Annotated in this window: 10 protein-coding genes and 1 tRNA gene; 10 read left to right on the forward strand and 1 reads right to left on the reverse strand. The window is 68.4% G+C overall.

All coding sequences use genetic code 11. The annotated features are described in order from the left end of the window. Positions 1-12 precede the first annotated feature (12 nt). The gene (locus tag AB0310_RS00200) at positions 13-888 is read left to right on the forward strand and encodes a MurR/RpiR family transcriptional regulator (protein WP_366236336.1); all 876 of its coding nucleotides are present in this window, start codon (positions 13-15) and stop codon (positions 886-888) included. Positions 889-898: 10 nt separating this feature from the next. On the opposite strand, the gene AB0310_RS00205 is transcribed toward AB0310_RS00200, so the two are convergent. After that, positions 899-1,819: a sugar kinase gene (locus AB0310_RS00205; protein WP_366236337.1), complete on the reverse strand. Its 921-nt coding sequence runs from the start codon at positions 1,817-1,819 to the stop codon at positions 899-901. Positions 1,820-1,986: 167 nt separating this feature from the next. Between AB0310_RS00205 and AB0310_RS00210 the strand changes: the two genes are divergently transcribed. From AB0310_RS00210 to AB0310_RS00250, 9 genes are all read left to right on the forward strand, one after another. Continuing rightward, complete coding sequence (locus AB0310_RS00210) at positions 1,987-3,660, forward strand: ABC transporter substrate-binding protein (RefSeq protein ID WP_187663358.1); 1,674 nt, start codon at positions 1,987-1,989, stop codon at positions 3,658-3,660. Between the two features lie 83 nt (positions 3,661-3,743). Then, the gene (locus AB0310_RS00215; protein WP_060922593.1) at positions 3,744-4,748 is read left to right on the forward strand and encodes an ABC transporter permease; all 1,005 of its coding nucleotides are present in this window, start codon (positions 3,744-3,746) and stop codon (positions 4,746-4,748) included. A 34-nt stretch (positions 4,749-4,782) separates the two neighbouring features. Beyond that, complete coding sequence (locus tag AB0310_RS00220; RefSeq protein WP_071327550.1) at positions 4,783-5,748, forward strand: ABC transporter permease; 966 nt, start codon at positions 4,783-4,785, stop codon at positions 5,746-5,748. After that, on the forward strand, positions 5,745-7,538 hold the full coding sequence (locus AB0310_RS00225) for an ABC transporter ATP-binding protein (RefSeq protein ID WP_366236338.1): 1,794 nt from the start codon (positions 5,745-5,747) through the stop codon (positions 7,536-7,538). The genes AB0310_RS00220 and AB0310_RS00225 overlap by 4 nt, the downstream gene beginning before the upstream one ends. A gap of 276 nt (positions 7,539-7,814) precedes the next feature. Next, on the forward strand, positions 7,815-11,318 hold the full coding sequence (gene rpoB, locus AB0310_RS00230) for a DNA-directed RNA polymerase subunit beta (RefSeq protein ID WP_259952987.1): 3,504 nt from the start codon (positions 7,815-7,817) through the stop codon (positions 11,316-11,318). A 108-nt stretch (positions 11,319-11,426) separates the two neighbouring features. Next, positions 11,427-15,302 (forward strand): DNA-directed RNA polymerase subunit beta', encoded by a 3,876-nt coding sequence (rpoC, locus tag AB0310_RS00235; RefSeq protein WP_187663361.1) that lies wholly within the window; start codon positions 11,427-11,429, stop codon positions 15,300-15,302. A 204-nt stretch (positions 15,303-15,506) separates the two neighbouring features. Then, positions 15,507-16,436, forward strand: coding sequence for a PfkB family carbohydrate kinase (locus AB0310_RS00240; protein WP_268777230.1), 930 nt, complete (start codon positions 15,507-15,509; stop codon positions 16,434-16,436). Between the two features lie 86 nt (positions 16,437-16,522). After that, a tRNA-Tyr gene (locus AB0310_RS00245) sits at positions 16,523-16,607 on the forward strand. Positions 16,608-16,679: 72 nt separating this feature from the next. Continuing rightward, complete coding sequence (locus AB0310_RS00250) at positions 16,680-17,171, forward strand: FBP domain-containing protein (RefSeq protein WP_060922589.1); 492 nt, start codon at positions 16,680-16,682, stop codon at positions 17,169-17,171. The last annotated feature ends 1 nt before the right edge of the window (position 17,172 follow it).

Raw genomic sequence — 17,172 nt, forward strand, 5'->3', positions numbered from 1 at the left:
CGGGATCAGCGCATGGACGACGACGTTCTGGCCGTGGTGCGGCGCTCCCTCCCCAAGCTCAGCGCGGCGGAGGGACGCGTCGCCGAGAGGATCCTCGGGGACCCCACCCTCGTGGTGGACCTCGCGATCAACGACCTCGCGCAGCTCTGCCAGACCTCGCTCTCGACCGTCGCCCGGTTCGCGCAGTCGTTGGGCTACAGCGGCTATCGGGAACTCCGGGTGGCCGTCGCCCGCGCGGTCACCCTCTCACAGGCGCAGCAGGCCCGCTTCGGACTCGATTCCACGGCGATCGACCGGGACGACGGGCCGGCCGCGATCGCCGCGAAGCTCGCCGCGCAGGAGATCGACGCGATCGAGAAGACGGCACGGGCCCTGGACGCGGACGCCCTCGACCGGGTCGCGCGGGCGGTGGTCGTCGCCCGGCACATCGACCTGTTCGGGCAGGCGGCGTCGTCGTTGACCGCTCAGGATCTCCAGCTCAAGCTGTCCCGGATCGGCTGCTCGGTGACCCACTCGGCCGATCCGCACCTCGCGATCACCGCGGCCTCGCTGCGGTCGTCCGCCGACGTGGCGATCGCCTTCTCACACGGCGGCGAGACGGCCGAGACGGTCCGCGCCCTGGAGGTCGCGCGGGCCACGGGTGCGCTCGCGGTGGCGGTGACGAGCGCTGCGGACTCCCCGCTCGCGGCCATCGCCGACGTCGTGCTCCTCAGCCAGGCCCAGGAGTCGCCGTTCCGGATGGCCGCCATGTCGAGCCGCATCGCGCAGCTCGCGCTCATCGATGTGCTCTTCGTGCGGATCGTGCAGCACCGGGGCGAGCACGTCGCGGTGTCGCTGCAGCGCACGCACGACGCGGTCCCGCCGCGGCGTGGACGTCACGCGGACTGAGGTCGCCCGGTCAGTCGACGTGGTCCCGCGTGCTGGTGATCGCGCGCGTCGCGATGCGGTGGGCGCGGGCCAGGCTCCCACCCAGGGTCAGACCGGTCAGGACGCCCGCGAGGAAGCCCGCGGCGAACGCGTCGCCCGCTCCGATCGTCTCCACGACCGGTACGTCGAGGGCGTCGCTGGCCGCGCGCTCCGCGCCGTCGAACGCGACGGCACCGGCGGGGTCGGTCACGACCAGGTACCGCGGCTCGGGGAACAGCGTCCGCAGGTCGTCCGGCGCGCTCGTCCCGAACACGGCCTCGGCATCCGGCCGGGTGCAGAAGACGATGTCGGCGCGGTGGGCGAGGTCGGTGAGCAGGGCACGCCCCTCGTCCTCCCGCCCCCGCCACAGCGCGGGGCGCCAGTTGAGATCGAAGCTGACGAGGCGGCCGGGTCGGGGCGCCGCCACCAGGGCCTCCTGGGCGGCGCGCGCGGACGGAGAGAGCGCCGGCGTGATGCCGGAGGTGTGCACGAGGGCTGCCGCGGCGAGCAGCTCCGTCGCCACCGGCGACTCCAGCGAACCCGGTGACAGCGCCGCCGCGGCCGACCCCGCACGGTAATAGTGCATGGTCCCGTCCACGGCGCCGTCCGGCCGCGGCGAGAGCTCCTTGACGTAGAGCCCCGTCGGCGCGACCGGGTCGACCTCGACGGCGCGGTCGTCGACCCCGTGCGCACGGAGCTCGGCGGTGAGGAACCGTCCGAATCCGTCGTCCCCGACGCGGGACACGACCGCGGTCCGGATGCCGGCGGAGGCGAGTGCGATCGCGGTGTTCCACTCCGCCCCGGCGAGGGAGCGGTGGAACGTGCGGCAGGTCTCGAGCGGCCCGGCGGTGGCGGAGACGAGGGCGACCAGGCCCTCGCCCAGGCACACGACGAGGGGAGTGGTGTCCGGCACGTTCTGGACATTACCGGATCGACGGCGGCCCCGCGTCGATACCGGATCGCAACATCGGACTCTTGGCATCCGCCGGGCCGCTGGGTACCTTCGAGGAATCACCGTCTCCGCGGCGACGATGCCCGGAGACGCGCAAGGAAGCGCCCGACAGGGAAGGTCATACACACATGCACCAGTCAGCCATGCCTCGGCGAGGACTCGCCGCCGTCACCGGAGCGACCATCGCCGCTCTCGCACTCGCCGGATGCGTCGCCAGCGAGCGCGGGGACAACGGGTCGGAAGGATCGGGTGACGTCGACGGCACCTTCGTCTTCGCCGCCTCCTCGGATCCCGCGAGCCTCGACCCGGCGTTCGCGCAGGACGGCGAGACCTTCCGCGTCTCCCGCCAGATCTTCGAGGGTCTGGTGGGCACGGAACCCGGCACGGCCGACCCGGCACCACTGCTGGCGGAGTCGTGGGAGTCGTCCGAGGACGGCATGTCCCACACCTTCGCGCTGAAGGAGGGTGTGACCTTCCAGGACGGCACCCCGTTCAACGCCGAGGCCGTCTGTGCCAACTTCGACCGCTGGTACAACTGGACCGGTCTCGCCGCCTCCGAGGCCTTCGGGTACTACTACAACAAGCTCTTCAAGGGCTACGCCTCCAACCCGGAGGACGCGGTCTACAAGTCGTGCACGCCGGACGGCGACAACTCCGTCACCATCGAGCTGAACAAGCCGTTCGCCGGCTTCATCGCCTCGCTGTCGCTGCCGGCCTTCGGCATGCAGAGCCCCTCGGCGATGCAGGAGTTCGGCGCCGACGAGGTCGGCGGCACCGCCGAGGCCCCGCAGCTCTCCGAGTACGCCATGGGCCACCCGGTCGGCACCGGCCCCTACCAGTTCGAGGAGTGGGCACCGGGCGAGCAGGTCACGCTCAAGGCCTACGACGACTACTGGGGCGAGGCCGGCCAGATCGACGAGATCATCTTCCGCACCATCGACGACCCGACGGCCCGTCGCCAGGCGCTCGAGTCGGGCTCCATCGACGGCTACGACCTCGTGGGCCCCGCTGACACGAAGGCGCTGGAGGAGGACGACTTCACCATGGTGTCGCGTCCCCCGTTCACGATCCTCTACCTCGCCTTCAACCAGGCGATCCCGGAGTTGCAGGACCCGAAGGTGCGTGAAGCGCTGTCCTACGCCATCGACAAGGACGCCCTGATCAGTCAGGTCCTCCCGGAGGGCACCGAGAAGGCGACGCAGTTCGTCCCGCCGGTGGTCAACGGCTACAACGACGAGGTCACGACCTACGACTACGACCCGGAGAAGGCCAAGGAGCTCCTCGCGGAGGCGGGCTACGACGAGGCGAACCCGCTGGCGCTGGACTTCAACTACCCGGTCAATGTCTCGCGTCCGTACATGCCGGACCCCGAGCAGATCTACACCGTCCTGTCGTCGCAGCTCTCCGAGGTCGGCGTGGAGACCACCCCGGTCTCCGAGGAGTGGGTCGAGTACCTCGACCGCACCACCGGCACCGCCGACCACGGCATCCACCTGCTCGGCTGGACCGGCGACTACAACGACACCGACAACTTCGTCGGCGTCTTCTTCGGCCAGAAGAGCTCCGAGTGGGGCTTCGACAACCCGGAGCTGTTCCAGGCGCTGACCGAGGCGCGCGGGGTCTCCAACCTCGACGACCAGACGGCGCTGTACGAGGACATCAACGAGATGGTCGCGGAGTTCATCCCCGGCGTCCCGCTCGCGCACCCGGCGCCGACGCTCGCCTTCGACCCGCGCGTCGAGAGCTACCCCGCCAGCCCGGTGAACGACGAGGTCTTCACGGACATCGTCCTCACGAAGTAGGCCTGACCATTTGATATGCCGAGCCCCGGTTCCGCTCCTGCGGAACCGGGGCACGGCGTACCTTCTGATCGACGGAGAACTCTGTGCTGCGCACCATCGGCAGGCGACTGCTGTTCCTCATCCCCACCCTGTTCGGGCTCAGCATCCTGCTGTTCGCCTGGGTCAGGGCCCTCCCCGGCGGCCCCGCGGTCGCCCTCCTCGGCGAGAAGGCCACCCCGGAGGCCATCGCCAGGGTCAACGAGCTCTACGGCTTCAACAAGCCCCTCATCGAGCAGTACTTCATCTGGGTCACCCGGCTGCTGCAGGGCGACTTCGGTACGTCCATCCAGACCAACCGGCCGGTCACGGAGGAGTTCCTCCGCCGATTCCCCGCGACGATCGAGCTGAGCGTCGCGGCGCTCATCTTCGCCATCGGGGTCGGCATCCCGCTCGGATACTGGGCGGCCCGTCGCCACGGAAAGTTCACCGATCACGCGTCGGTCGTGCTGAGCCTCATCGGCATCACGATCCCGGTGTTCTTCCTCGCCTTCATCCTCAAGTACGTCTTCGCCGTGCAGCTGGGCTGGCTGCCCTCGGACGGTCGGCAGGATCCACGGATCGATGCGACCCATCCCACGGGCTTCTACGTCTGGGACGGCATCATCACGGGGGAGTTCGACGCCGCATGGGATGCAATCCTCCACCTGATCCTCCCGGCGCTCGCCCTCGGCACCATCCCGCTCGCGATCATCGTCCGCATCACCAGGGCGAGCGTGCTGGAGGTGCAGAACGCCGACTACGTGCGGACGGGGCGGGCGAAGGGCGTGGGCTCCGCCACCCTGCGCAGCCGGTTCATCCTCCGGAACGCCATGCTCCCGGTCATCACGACGATCGGTCTGCAGACGGGACTGCTCATCTCGGGGGCGGTGCTCACCGAGACGGTGTTCGCCTTCCCCGGCATCGGGTCGTTCCTCGCGCGGGCGATCTTCACGCGCGACTTCCCGGTGCTGCAGGGGTTCATCATCTTCATCGCGATCGCCTACGCCCTCATCAACCTGGCCGTGGACGTGTCGTACAGCTTCATCGATCCGAGAGTGAGAGTGCAGTGATGTCCTCCTCCCTCATCCGAAAGGAGGCGCTCGCATGAGCATCGCCCTCCCACCCGCACAGGGCCCGTCCGCCGAGAGCGGCGGCAGCATCGACACCGTCGCGATCGCCCAGGCCGACCTCAAGGACGGCGGCGGCGGCTTCTGGCGCGACGTCTTCCGCCGGCTCCGGCACAACCCGACGGCGTGGATCGGCGCCGTCATCGTGCTCCTCTTCCTGCTCGTCGCGGTGCTCGCGCCGGTCCTCGCTCCGTACCCCGAGACGGCGCTCCCTGGGGCGAAGGAGATCACGCCCACGCACATCCCTGGCCCGGGCGAGCTGCCGCAGTTCCCACTCGGTCTGGACCGGTTCGGCGGCGACGTGCTGTCGAAGCTCATCTGGGGCGCGCAGGCGTCGCTGCTGATCGGCGTCGTCTCCACCGCGATGGGTCTCGTCGGCGGCATGATCCTCGGACTCCTCGCCGGCACGTTCGGCGGCTGGGTCGACACGGTCATCATGCGCGTCGTCGACATCATCCTGTCGGTGCCGAACCTGCTGCTGGCGGTGTCGATCGCCGCGATCCTCGGGCAGACGCCGTACGCCGTGATGATCGCCATCGGGGCCTCCCAGGTGCCGATCTTCGCGCGACTGCTGCGGGCGTCCATGCTCCAACAGCGCTCCAGCGACTATGTGCTGTCGGCGCAGACACTCGGCCTCGGCCGCGGCCGGATCACGATGTCGCACGTCCTCCCGAACGCCATCGGGCCGGTCATCGTCCAGGGCACCCTGACCCTCGCGACCGCGGTCATCGACGCGGCAGCGCTGTCGTTCCTCGGTCTCGGCGGCGGCGGGCCCGCGACCGCCGAGTGGGGCCGCATGCTCACGTACGCACAGGCCGAGCTGGCGATCGCCCCGTGGCTGGCGTTCCTCCCCGGCATCTGCATCGCCGTCACCGCGCTGGGCTTCACCCTGCTCGGCGAGGCGCTGCGTGAGGCCATGGACCCGAGGACGAGGGCACGATGAACATCCATGACGAGGGCGCCGTGCGCGCCGCGAAGGAGAACGGCATGGCGGACGAGCCCCTGCTGTCGGTCGAGGGCCTGGCGGTGGACTTCGCCACCATGGACGGCGTCGTGCACGCCGTCGAGGGCGTCGACCTCGAGATCCGCCCCGGGGAGACCGTGGCGATCGTCGGCGAGTCCGGTTCCGGCAAGTCGACCACCGCGATGGCGATCATCGGGCTGCTCGCGGGCGGAGGGAAGGTGGCCGCCGGCAGCATCAGACTCGACGGGAGGGACATCTCCCGCGCCTCCGAGAACGAGTTGCGGTCGATCCGCGGACGGGACATCGGCCTCGTGCCGCAGGACCCCATGTCCAACCTCAACCCGGTCGCGAAGATCGGCACCCAGGTCGCCGAGACGCTGCTCGCCCACGGCCTCGCCACCCGGCAGAACGTGCAGTCCAAGGTCGTCGAGGCGCTCACCGCCGCCGGCCTCCCGGATCCGGAGAGCCGCGCGAAGCAGTACCCGCACGAGTTCTCCGGCGGCATGCGGCAGCGGGCGCTCATCGCGATCGGTCTGGCGTGCAAGCCGCGGCTGCTCATCGCGGACGAGCCCACCAGCGCCCTGGACGTGACGGTGCAGCAGACCATCCTCGACCAGATCGGCGAGATGACCAGGGAGCTGGGCACGGCTGTGCTCCTCATCACGCACGACCTCGGGCTCGCCGCCGAGCGGGCCGAGCGGGTGATCGTGATGCACCGCGGCAAGGTCGTCGAGCAGGGCCCCGCGCGGCAGATCCTCGAGGATCCGCAGCACCCGTACACCCAGTCGCTCGTGAAGGCCGCGCCGTCGGTCGCGGTGGCACGGCTGCGCCCGGAAGCCTTCGTGCAGGGCGCTTCGACAGGCTCAGCGACCCAGGAGGAGGCTGGGTCAGCGACCGAGGAGGGCGCTTCGACAGGCTCAGCGACCCACCGTGAGCCTGGGGCCCTGAGCTCGTCGGCCCCCGGGTCCCTGAGCTCGTCGAAGGGCAACATCGTCGAGATCGAGAACCTCACGAAGGTGTACCCCGTGCGCGGCAAGCACGAGGACTTCGTCGCGGTCGACGGCGTCTCGCTCGCGATCCCGCGCGGCGAGACCGTCGCGATCGTGGGGGAGTCGGGGTCGGGCAAGACCACGACCGCGCGCATGCTCCTCAAGGTGATCGAGCCCACGAGCGGCCTCATCCGCTACGAGGGCAAGGACATCTCGACCCTGAGCCGCGCGGAGACGAAGGACTTCCGGCAGCGGGTGCAGCCCATCTTCCAGGATCCGTACTCCAGCCTGAACCCCATGTTCACGATCGAGCGGCTGATCGCGGAGCCGCTGGAGTTCTACAAGCGGGGGAGCGGAGCGGACCGACGCAAGCGCGTGCGGCAGCTCCTGGACGACGTCGCGCTGCCGCAGTCGATGCTGCGGCGCTACCCGTCCGAGCTCTCCGGCGGGCAGCGTCAGCGTGTGGCGATCGCGCGGGCGCTGGCCCTGTCGCCTGACCTCATCGTGTGCGACGAGCCCGTGTCGGCGCTCGACGTGCTCGTGCAGGATCAGATCCTGCGGCTGCTGGGCGACCTGCAGCGCGAGTACGGGCTGAGCTACCTGTTCATCTCGCACGACCTCGCGGTGGTGCGGCTCATCAGCGACTACGTGTGCGTGATGAAGGACGGGAAGCTCGTGGAGGCCGCGTCGTCGGAGGAGATCTTCACCAACCCTCGCGACCCCTACACGCGCCGCCTCCTCGCCTCGATCCCCGGCAACGAGCTCAACATCGCGTCCTGACCCGAGACCCCGGTTTCGCGTCGAAACCCCGCCCTGCCCCCGCGGCGAGGGCGGGGTTTCGACGCGAAGGCGGGGTCTCGGCCGTCCCAATACCGCAGCAAGGAAGATTGGTCAAGGATTGCGCTTGCCATGTCGTGAGATCGCGTCTATAGTTGGTAGTTGCGCTCGCTTCTCCCTGCCCTCATATGGTGGTCGGCATCTCGTGAGCTTCTGAGCGCACTCCACCTGACGACAAAGGAATCGAGAAGCCCTGCGGGGCTCACGGAGGTTATTCCCTTGGCTGCTGCTCCCAACGCATCCACATCCACCACCACCAAGAACGGACGCGGAGCTTCCCGTCTCTCGTTCGCCAAGATCTCCGACACGCTGACGGTCCCGGACCTTCTCGCCCTGCAGACCGAGTCCTTCGGTTGGCTGGTCGGCAACGACGCCTGGAAGGCGCGCGTGGCCGAGGCCAAGGCCGCCGGTCGCACCGACGTGAACGAGAACAGCGGTCTGGGCGAGATCTTCGAGGAGATCTCCCCGATCGAGGACCTCGGCGAGACGATGCAGCTGTCGTTCACGAACCCGTACCTCGAGCCCGAGAAGTACTCCATCGAGGAGTGCAAGGAGCGCGGCAAGACGTACGCGGCCCCGCTCTACGTCGAGGCCGAGTTCATGAACCACCTCACGGGTGAGATCAAGACCCAGACGGTCTTCATGGGCGACTTCCCGCTGCAGACCGACAAGGGCACGTTCATCATCAACGGCTCCGAGCGCGTCGTCGTCTCGCAGCTCGTGCGCTCGCCGGGTGTCTACTTCGACAAGACCCCCGACAAGACGTCCGACAAGGACATCGTGTCGGCGCGCGTCATCCCGAGCCGCGGCGCGTGGCTCGAGTTCGAGATCGACAAGCGCGACCAGGTCGGCGTCCGCGTCGACCGCAAGCGCAAGCAGTCCGTCACGGTCTTCCTCAAGGCGCTGGGCATGACCAGCGAGGAGATCCTCGCGGAGTTCGCCGGCTACACCTCGATCGAGGAGACGCTCGCGAAGGACACCATCGTCACCAAGGAAGACGCGCTGCGCGACATCTACCGCAAGCTGCGTCCGGGCGAGCAGGTCGCCGCCGAGGCCGCCCGCGCGCTGCTCGACAACTTCTACTTCAACCCGAAGCGCTACGACCTCGCCAAGGTCGGCCGGTACAAGATCAACCACAAGCTGGGTCTCGACACCCCGCTGACGGAGTCGGTGCTGACGGTGCAGGACATCGTCGCCACCATCAAGTACCTCGTGCGTCTGCACGCGGGCACCGAGGAGACCTTCGAGGGCATCCGCGGCGGCAAGAAGACCGAGATCCGTCTCGCGACCGACGACATCGACAACTTCGGCAACCGTCGCATCCGCGCGGTCGGCGAGCTGATCCAGAACCAGGTCCGCACCGGTCTGTCCCGCATGGAGCGCGTCGTCCGTGAGCGCATGACCACGCAGGACATCGAGGCCATCACGCCGCAGACCCTGATCAACGTGCGTCCCGTCGTCGCCGCGATCAAGGAGTTCTTCGGAACCTCGCAGCTGTCGCAGTTCATGGACCAGAACAACCCGCTCGCGGGTCTGACCAACAAGCGTCGTCTGTCGGCTCTGGGCCCCGGTGGTCTGAGCCGCGACCGCGCCGGCGTCGAGGTCCGTGACGTCCACCCCTCGCACTACGGCCGCATGTGCCCGATCGAGACCCCGGAAGGCCCGAACATCGGCCTGATCGGTGCGCTCGCGACCTTCGCGCGCATCAACTCGTTCGGCTTCATCGAGACCCCGTACCGCAAGGTCGTCGACGGTGTCGTGACCGACCAGATCGACTACCTGACCGCCTCCGAGGAGGTCGACTACAACATCGCGCAGGCCAACGCGCCGCTCGATGCGAAGGGTCGCTTCCGCGAGAGCCACGTGCTCGCGCGCCCGAAGGGCGGCAGCGGTGAGGTCGACCTGTTCCTCCCGGAGGAGATCGGCTACATCGACGTCTCGCCGCGCCAGATGGTGTCGGTCGCGACCTCGCTCGTGCCCTTCCTCGAGCACGACGACGCGCAGCGCGCGCTCATGGGCGCCAACATGCAGCGTCAGGCCGTGCCGCTGCTCCGCAGCGACTCGCCTCTCGTCGGAACCGGTATGGAGGGCTACACCGCCATCGACGCCGGTGACGTGATCACCGCCGAGAAGGCCGGTGTCGTCTCCGAGGTCTCCGCGGACCGCGTCGTGGTCATGCTCGACGAGGGCGGCACGCAGGAGTACCACCTGCGCAAGTTCGACCGCTCGAACCAGGGCACCTCCTACAACCAGAAGGTCGTCGTCAACGCCGGTGAGCGCGTCGAGGTCGGAGAGGTCATCGCCGATGGCCCCGCCACCGAGAACGGCGAGCTGGCCCTCGGAAAGAACCTCCTCGTCGCGTTCATGACGTGGGAGGGCTACAACTTCGAGGACGCCATCATCCTGAGCCAGGACCTGGTGAAGGACGACACCCTCTCCTCGATCCACATCGAGGAGTACGAGGTCGACGCCCGCGACACGAAGCTCGGCAAGGAGGAGATCACCCGTGACCTCCCCAACGTCAGCCCGGAGCTGCTGAAGGACCTCGACGAGCGCGGCATCATCCGCATCGGCGCCGAGGTCCGCCCCGGCGACATCCTCGTCGGCAAGGTCACGCCGAAGGGCGAGACCGAGCTGTCGGCCGAGGAGCGCCTGCTCCGCGCGATCTTCAACGAGAAGAGCCGCGAGGTCCGCGACACGTCCCTGAAGGTGCCGCACGGCGAGCAGGGCACGATCATCGCGGTCAAGGAGTTCAACGCCGAGGACGGCGACGACGAGCTCGGCTCCGGCGTCAACCGCCGCGTCGTGGTCTACATCGCCCAGAAGCGCAAGATCACCGAGGGTGACAAGCTCGCCGGCCGCCACGGCAACAAGGGTGTCATCGCGAAGATCCTCCCCATCGAGGACATGCCGTTCCTCTCGGACGGCACGCCGGTCGACATCGTCCTCAACCCGCTCGGCATCCCGGGCCGAATGAACTTCGGCCAGGTGCTCGAGACCCACCTCGGGTGGATCGCGAAGCAGGGCTGGAAGGTCGAGGGCACCCCGGAGTGGGCCGCCAAGCTGCCGCAGCAGGCCTTCGAGGCCGCGCCCGGCACCAAGGTCGCCACCCCGGTGTTCGACGGTGCCAGCGAGGAGGAGATCTCCGGTCTGCTCGACTCGACGCTCCCGACCCGTGACGGCCTGCGCCTGATCGACTCGAGCGGCAAGACGCAGCTGTTCGACGGCCGCTCCGGCGAGCCGTTCCCGGCGCCGATCTCCGTGGGCTACATGTACATCCTGAAGCTCCACCACCTGGTGGACGACAAGATCCACGCCCGCTCCACCGGTCCGTACTCGATGATCACCCAGCAGCCGCTCGGTGGTAAGGCGCAGTTCGGTGGACAGCGCTTCGGTGAGATGGAGGTGTGGGCCCTCGAGGCCTACGGTGCGGCGTACGCCCTCCAGGAGCTCCTCACGATCAAGTCCGACGACATCCTCGGCCGCGTCAAGGTGTACGAGGCGATCGTCAAGGGCGAGAACATCCAGGAGCCCGGCATCCCCGAGTCGTTCAAGGTGCTCATGAAGGAGATGCAGTCGCTCTGCCTGAACGTCGAGGTCCTCTCGGCCGACGGCACGCTGGTCAACCTCCGCGACACCGACGACGAGGCGTTCCGCGCCGCAGAGGAACTCGGTATCAACATCTCCAGCCGCTTCGAGGCCGCCTCGATCGACGAGATCTAACCCTTCGACGGGCTCAGGGACCCAGGTTCCTGGGATCAGGACCCACCGGGTCGCTGAGCCCGTCGAAGCCCAGACTTCTCAAAAAGAATTTCCGACACAGGAGAACTAGTGCTCGAGTCCACAACTTTCGATGAGCTTCGCATCGGCCTGGCGACCGCAGACCACATCCGCGCGTGGTCCTACGGCGAGGTCAAGAAGCCCGAAACCATCAACTACCGCACCCTCAAGCCGGAGAAGGACGGTCTCTTCGGAGAGCAGATCTTCGGCCCGTCCCGTGACTGGGAGTGCGCCTGCGGCAAGTACAAGCGCGTCCGCTTCAAGGGCATCGTCTGCGAGCGCTGCGGCGTGGAGGTCACCAAGAGCTCCGTCCGTCGTGAGCGCATGGGTCACATCGAGCTCGCCGCTCCCGTCACCCACATCTGGTACTTCAAGGGCGTGCCCTCGCGCCTCGGCTACCTGCTGGACATGGCGCCGAAGGACCTCGAGAAGGTCATCTACTTCGCCGCGTACATGGTCATCTCGGTCGACGAGGATGCCCGTCACCGCGACCTGGGCACCCAGGAGAACAACATCCGTCTCGAGCTGAAGACGCTCGGCGACCGCCGCGACTCGAAGATCGCGGAGCGCCTGGCGAAGCTGGAGGAGGAGCTCGCGGCCCTCGAGGCCGAGGGTGCCAAGGCCGACGCCAAGAAGAAGGTCAAGGACGCCGCCGAGAAGGAGATGTCGCTCATCCGCAAGGGTGCCGACGAGGCGATCCTGAAGCTGGAGCGCGTGTGGGAGGACTTCCGCACGCTCGAGGTCGGTGCCCTGCGCCCGGAGGACGACGTCTTCCACGAGCTGCAGGACCGCTTCGGCCAGTACTTCGAGGCCTACATGGGTGCCGAGGCGATCCAGCGTCGCCTGGCCGCGTTCGACCTGGCCGCCGAGGCCGAGAACCTGCGTCTGCAGATCTCGGAGGGCAAGGGCCAGCGCAAGATCCGTGCGATCAAGCGCCTCAAGGTCGTCAGCTCGTTCCTCGAGACCGGCATGAGCCCGGCCGCGATGGTTCTCGACGTCGTCCCGGTCATCCCGCCGGAGCTGCGTCCGATGGTCCAGCTCGACGGTGGCCGCTTCGCGACCTCCGACCTGAACGACCTGTACCGCCGCGTGATCAACCGCAACAACCGTCTCCGTCGCCTGATCGACCTCGGTGCCCCCGAGATCATCGTCAACAACGAGAAGCGGATGCTGCAGGAGGCCGTCGACGCCCTGTTCGACAACGGCCGCCGCGGTCGCCCCGTCACCGGTACCGGCAACCGCGCCCTGAAGTCCCTGAGCGACATGCTCAAGGGAAAGCAGGGTCGCTTCCGCCAGAACCTGCTCGGCAAGCGCGTCGACTACTCGGGCCGTTCGGTCATCGTCGTCGGCCCGCAGCTGAAGCTGCACCAGTGCGGTCTGCCCAAGCAGATGGCGCTCGAGCTCTTCAAGCCGTTCGTCATCAAGCGCCTGATCGACCTCGGTCACTCGCAGAACATCAAGGCCGCGAAGCGCGCCGTCGAGCGCACCCGTCCCGAGGTCTGGGACGTGCTCGAGGAGATCATCCGCGAGCGTCCGGTGCTGCTGAACCGTGCACCCACCCTGCACCGTCTCGGCATCCAGGCGTTCGAGCCGCAGCTCGTCGAGGGCAAGGCCATCCAGCTGCACCCGCTCGTCTGCGCGGCGTTCAACGCCGACTTCGACGGTGACCAGATGGCCGTGCACCTGCCGCTGTCGGTCGAGGCTCAGGCCGAGGCCCGCGTGCTGATGCTCGCGTCGAACAACATCCTGAAGCCGTCGGACGGCCGTCCGGTGACCCTGCCCTCGCAGGACATGATCATCGGTCTGCACCACCTGACGACGGTCAAGGCCGGTGCCAAGGGCGAGGGTCGTGCGTTCGGCTCCGTCGGCGAGGCACAGCTCGCGTACGACGAGGGCACGCTCGACCTGCAGGCGAAGGTCCGCATCCGCATCCCGGGTCTGGCCTTCCTCGAGGGCGAGGCTCCCGAGGGCTACGAGAAGCACGGCCTGGTCGACGCTTCGCTGGGCCAGGCGATCTTCAACGACGCGCTCCCGAAGGGCTACCCCTTCGTGCGCGAGCAGGCCGACAAGGGCAAGCTGTCGCAGATCGTCAACAAGCTGGCCGAGGAGTACCCCAAGGTCGAGACGGCCGCCACGCTGGACCGCATCAAGGACGCCGGTTTCTACTGGGCGACCCGTTCGGGTGTGACCGTCGCGCTGAGCGACATCCTCACCCCGCCGAACAAGGCGGAGATCGTCGCGGGCTACGAGAAGCAGGCCGCGAAGGTCCAGTCCCAGTACGAGAAGGGCCTCACGACCGACGCCGAGCGTCGTCAGGAGCTCATCAAGATCTGGACCGAGGCGACCGACGAGGTGCAGGCCGCGATGAAGGCGCACTTCCCGGAGGACAACACCATCAACCGCATGGTGTCCTCCGGCGCCCGTGGTAACTGGCTGCAGATCCGGAACATCGCCGGTATGCGTGGTCTGGTGAACAACCCCAAGGGTGAGATCATCCCGCGTCCGATCATCTCCTCGTACCGCGAGGGTCTGTCGGTGGCGGAGTACTTCATCGCGACGCACGGTACCCGTAAGGGTCTGGCCGACACCGCTCTGCGTACCGCCGACTCGGGTTACCTGACCCGTCGTCTGGTGGACGTCTCGCAGGACGTCATCATCCGCGAAGAGGACTGCGGCACGTCGAAGGGCCTCGAGCTCCCGATCGCCGCTCCGAACTCGCAGGGTGAGCTGGTGCGCGACGCGAACGTCGAGAACTCGGTGTTCGCCCGCACGCTGGCCTCCGACGTGGTGAGCGAGTCGGGCGAGGTTCTCGCTTCGGCCGGCGACGACGTGGGCGACGTGCTCATCGACAAGCTCGTCGGACTCGGTGTCGAGACCATCAAGGTCCGTTCGGTCCTGACGTGCGACTCCGCCGTCGGTGTGTGCGCGCAGTGCTACGGCCGTTCGCTCGCGACCGGCAAGACCGTCGACATCGGCGAGGCCGTGGGCATCATCGCGGCCCAGTCGATCGGTGAGCCCGGTACCCAGCTGACGATGCGTACCTTCCACACCGGTGGTTCGGCGTCGGCGGATGACATCACGCAGGGTCTGCCCCGTGTGCAGGAGCTGTTCGAGGCGCGTACCCCCAAGGGTGCATCGCCGATCGCGGAGGCCGACGGCCGCATCACGATCGACGAGACCGAGAAGGCCAAGAAGGTCATCCTGACGCCCGACAACGGCGACGAGCCCGTCGTCTACCCGGTGCTGAAGCGTGCCACCCTCCTCGTCGAGGACGGCCAGCACGTCTCGGTCGGTCAGCCCCTGCAGGTCGGCACGCTCGACCCCAAGGAGGTCATGCGCGTCATGGGTGCCCGTGAGGTGCAGAAGTACCTCGTCGGCGGCGTCCAGGGCGTCTACCGCTCGCAGGGTGTGCCGATCCACGACAAGCACATCGAGGTCATCGTCCGTCAGATGCTCCGCAAGGTCACCGTCGTCGATCACGCCGACACGACCCTGCTGCCGGGTGAGATGGTCGACCTGAAGCGCTACCAGCAGATCAACCGCGAGGCCGTGGCCGAGGGCAAGCGCCCCGCGTCCGGTCGCCCGGAGCTGATGGGTATCACGAAGGCGTCGCTCGCGACCGAGTCGTGGCTGTCCGCTGCGTCCTTCCAGGAGACGACCCGCGTGCTCACGCAGGCCGCCATGGAGGGCAAGCGCGACCCGCTGGTCGGTCTCAAGGAGAACGTCATCATCGGAAAGCTCATCCCCGCCGGAACCGGTCTCTCGAAGTACCGCGACGTCACGGTCGAGGCCACCGAGGAAGCCAAGAGCGAGCGCTACCCGAACCGGATCTTCGCATCCGACGGTGCGTACGCGGACGGCGACTTCGGCTACGTCGACTTCGACGCGTTCTCGACGGACGACATCACCCCCGGTACCTACAACTGAGGTGTGAGTGAGTGAACGAAGGCCCCGGGGTTCTCCCCGGGGCCTTCGTCGTCCCTCGGCCCGTTCGGGTGTGCACAACTCAGGAGATACCGGGACGGCAGGCCGCCGTCGGCTGCTCGTGACGGCATGGAGGCCCAGGTCTCCTGAGTTATGCACACGGTTCGGCGCTGCTTCGGGGCGCGGGCGGCGCGGTAGGGTCGGCGAGTGAGCACTGAGACTTCCCCCGGCGGCGCGGCCGTCGTCATCGGAGACGCCCTGATCGACGAGATCCGGGATGACAGCGGCGTCCGTGAGTTCGTCGGCGGAGCCGCCCTGAACGTGGCGGTCGGGTTGCGCCGGCTCGGCATCCCCACGACCCTCATCGCGATGGTGGGGGAGGATGTCGCGGGCGCGCACATCCGCGAGTACCTGGCCGATCACGGCGTGCGGCTGATCGCGAGCGCGGCACCGCACGGGTCGTCGCGGGCCGTCGTGACCCGGGCCGCGAACGGCGAGCCAAGCTACGTCTTCAACCGCGCGGCCCAGGAGCGGACCATCCGGTACTCGGACGAGGCGAGGGCCGCCATCGGCGACGCGGACATCGTCGCCGTGAGCTGCTTCCCCTTCGATGCCCCCGAGGAGGTCGACGCCCTCGCGGCCGCAGTGGAGGGCGCGCGGCTGGCGATCGACCCGAACCCGCGCACCGGCATGCTGTCGGAACGCGAGGAGTTCGTCCGCGGCTTCGAGCGGCTGGCTGCGCGCGCCGAGCTGGTGAAGGTCGGTGCCGACGACGCTGCCGTGCTCTACGACGGCGACCTCGACGCCCTGCGCGCGCGGCTCCGGAGCCTCGGAGTCACCGCTGTTCTCGCGACGGCCGGGGCAGACGGCGCGGTGCTCGAGTCGGACGGCGGGTCGGTCTCGGCTCCCATCTCGGCGCTCCCTGGTCGCGTGGTCGACACCGTGGGGGCTGGGGATGCGACTCTCGCCGCCGTCGCCGCCGGGCTGGTGGACGGCGGCCCGAAGGCGGCCGAGGAGTGGACGGCCCTGCTCGCGCGCGCGATGGATGTGGCCGCCGCGACCTGCCGCGCCGAAGGCGGGCTGCTGCGCACACCGGAGTCGCTGGCCGTCACCGACCGCGGTGTGTACGGGAGCTGACGCCTCGATTTCTCGCGCCCGCATCCGGCAGGTATGATTGTTCTTCGTGCCCCCGGTTGGCTGTTCAAGTCGGACGGGTGCGCTCTGGCGAGTTACCCAAGTGGCCAAAGGGATCTGACTGTAAATCAGCCGTCTTCGACTTCGGGGGTTCGAATCCCTCACTCGCCACCACGGAAGCCCCCGCTCGCGGGGGCTTCTCCCGTTTCCGGCCTCACCTCCGTGCCGAGTTCCTAGACTGGAGCGATGCGACCTCTCACCGAAGCCGACGTCCGGGCCTCGTTCGTGAACGCGGACGCCGACGAGCTGCGCGTCATGGAGATGCCGCACGACTTCCTCCTCGTGGACTGGGACTACCTCGACTTCTTCGCCTGGCGCGACCCGAGTGCCGGCAAGCGCGGCTACGTCCTGATCCCGCACGAGGGGCGCGTGGTCGGCGTGGTGCTGCGGGCGTCGGAACCAGGGCGCGGGCGCTCCGGCATGTGCAACATCTGCCACACGATGCAGCCGGGCAACCAGGTGGCGCTGTTCGCCGCCCGGCGGACGGGGGAGGCGGGGGAGCGCGGCGACTCGGTCGGCACCTACATCTGCGCCGATCTGTCCTGCCACGAGAACGTGCGCCTGGCGCATCCGCTCGCGCCGAACGAGATCCGGGCGGCGGGACAGGTCGACTTCCGGCTCGACGGCACCCGGCGGCGGATGGAGCGGTTCGTCGCTCGCGTCTGGGACGGCTCCTGAG

The organism is Microbacterium meiriae, from assembly GCF_040702565.1.
GTDB lineage: Bacteria > Actinomycetota > Actinomycetes > Actinomycetales > Microbacteriaceae > Microbacterium > Microbacterium meiriae.

Excerpts from the sequence above, each read along its gene's own strand:
- AB0310_RS00200 (WP_366236336.1), top strand. The coding sequence starts at position 13 with ATGGACGACGACGTTCTGGCCGTGGTGCGGCGCTCCCTCCCCAAGCTC.
- AB0310_RS00210 (WP_187663358.1), top strand. The coding sequence starts at position 1,987 with ATGCACCAGTCAGCCATGCCTCGGCGAGGACTCGCCGCCGTCACCGGA.
- AB0310_RS00220 (WP_071327550.1), top strand. The coding sequence starts at position 4,783 with ATGAGCATCGCCCTCCCACCCGCACAGGGCCCGTCCGCCGAGAGCGGC.
- AB0310_RS00225 (WP_366236338.1), top strand. The coding sequence starts at position 5,745 with ATGAACATCCATGACGAGGGCGCCGTGCGCGCCGCGAAGGAGAACGGC.
- AB0310_RS00250 (WP_060922589.1), top strand. The coding sequence starts at position 16,680 with ATGCGACCTCTCACCGAAGCCGACGTCCGGGCCTCGTTCGTGAACGCG.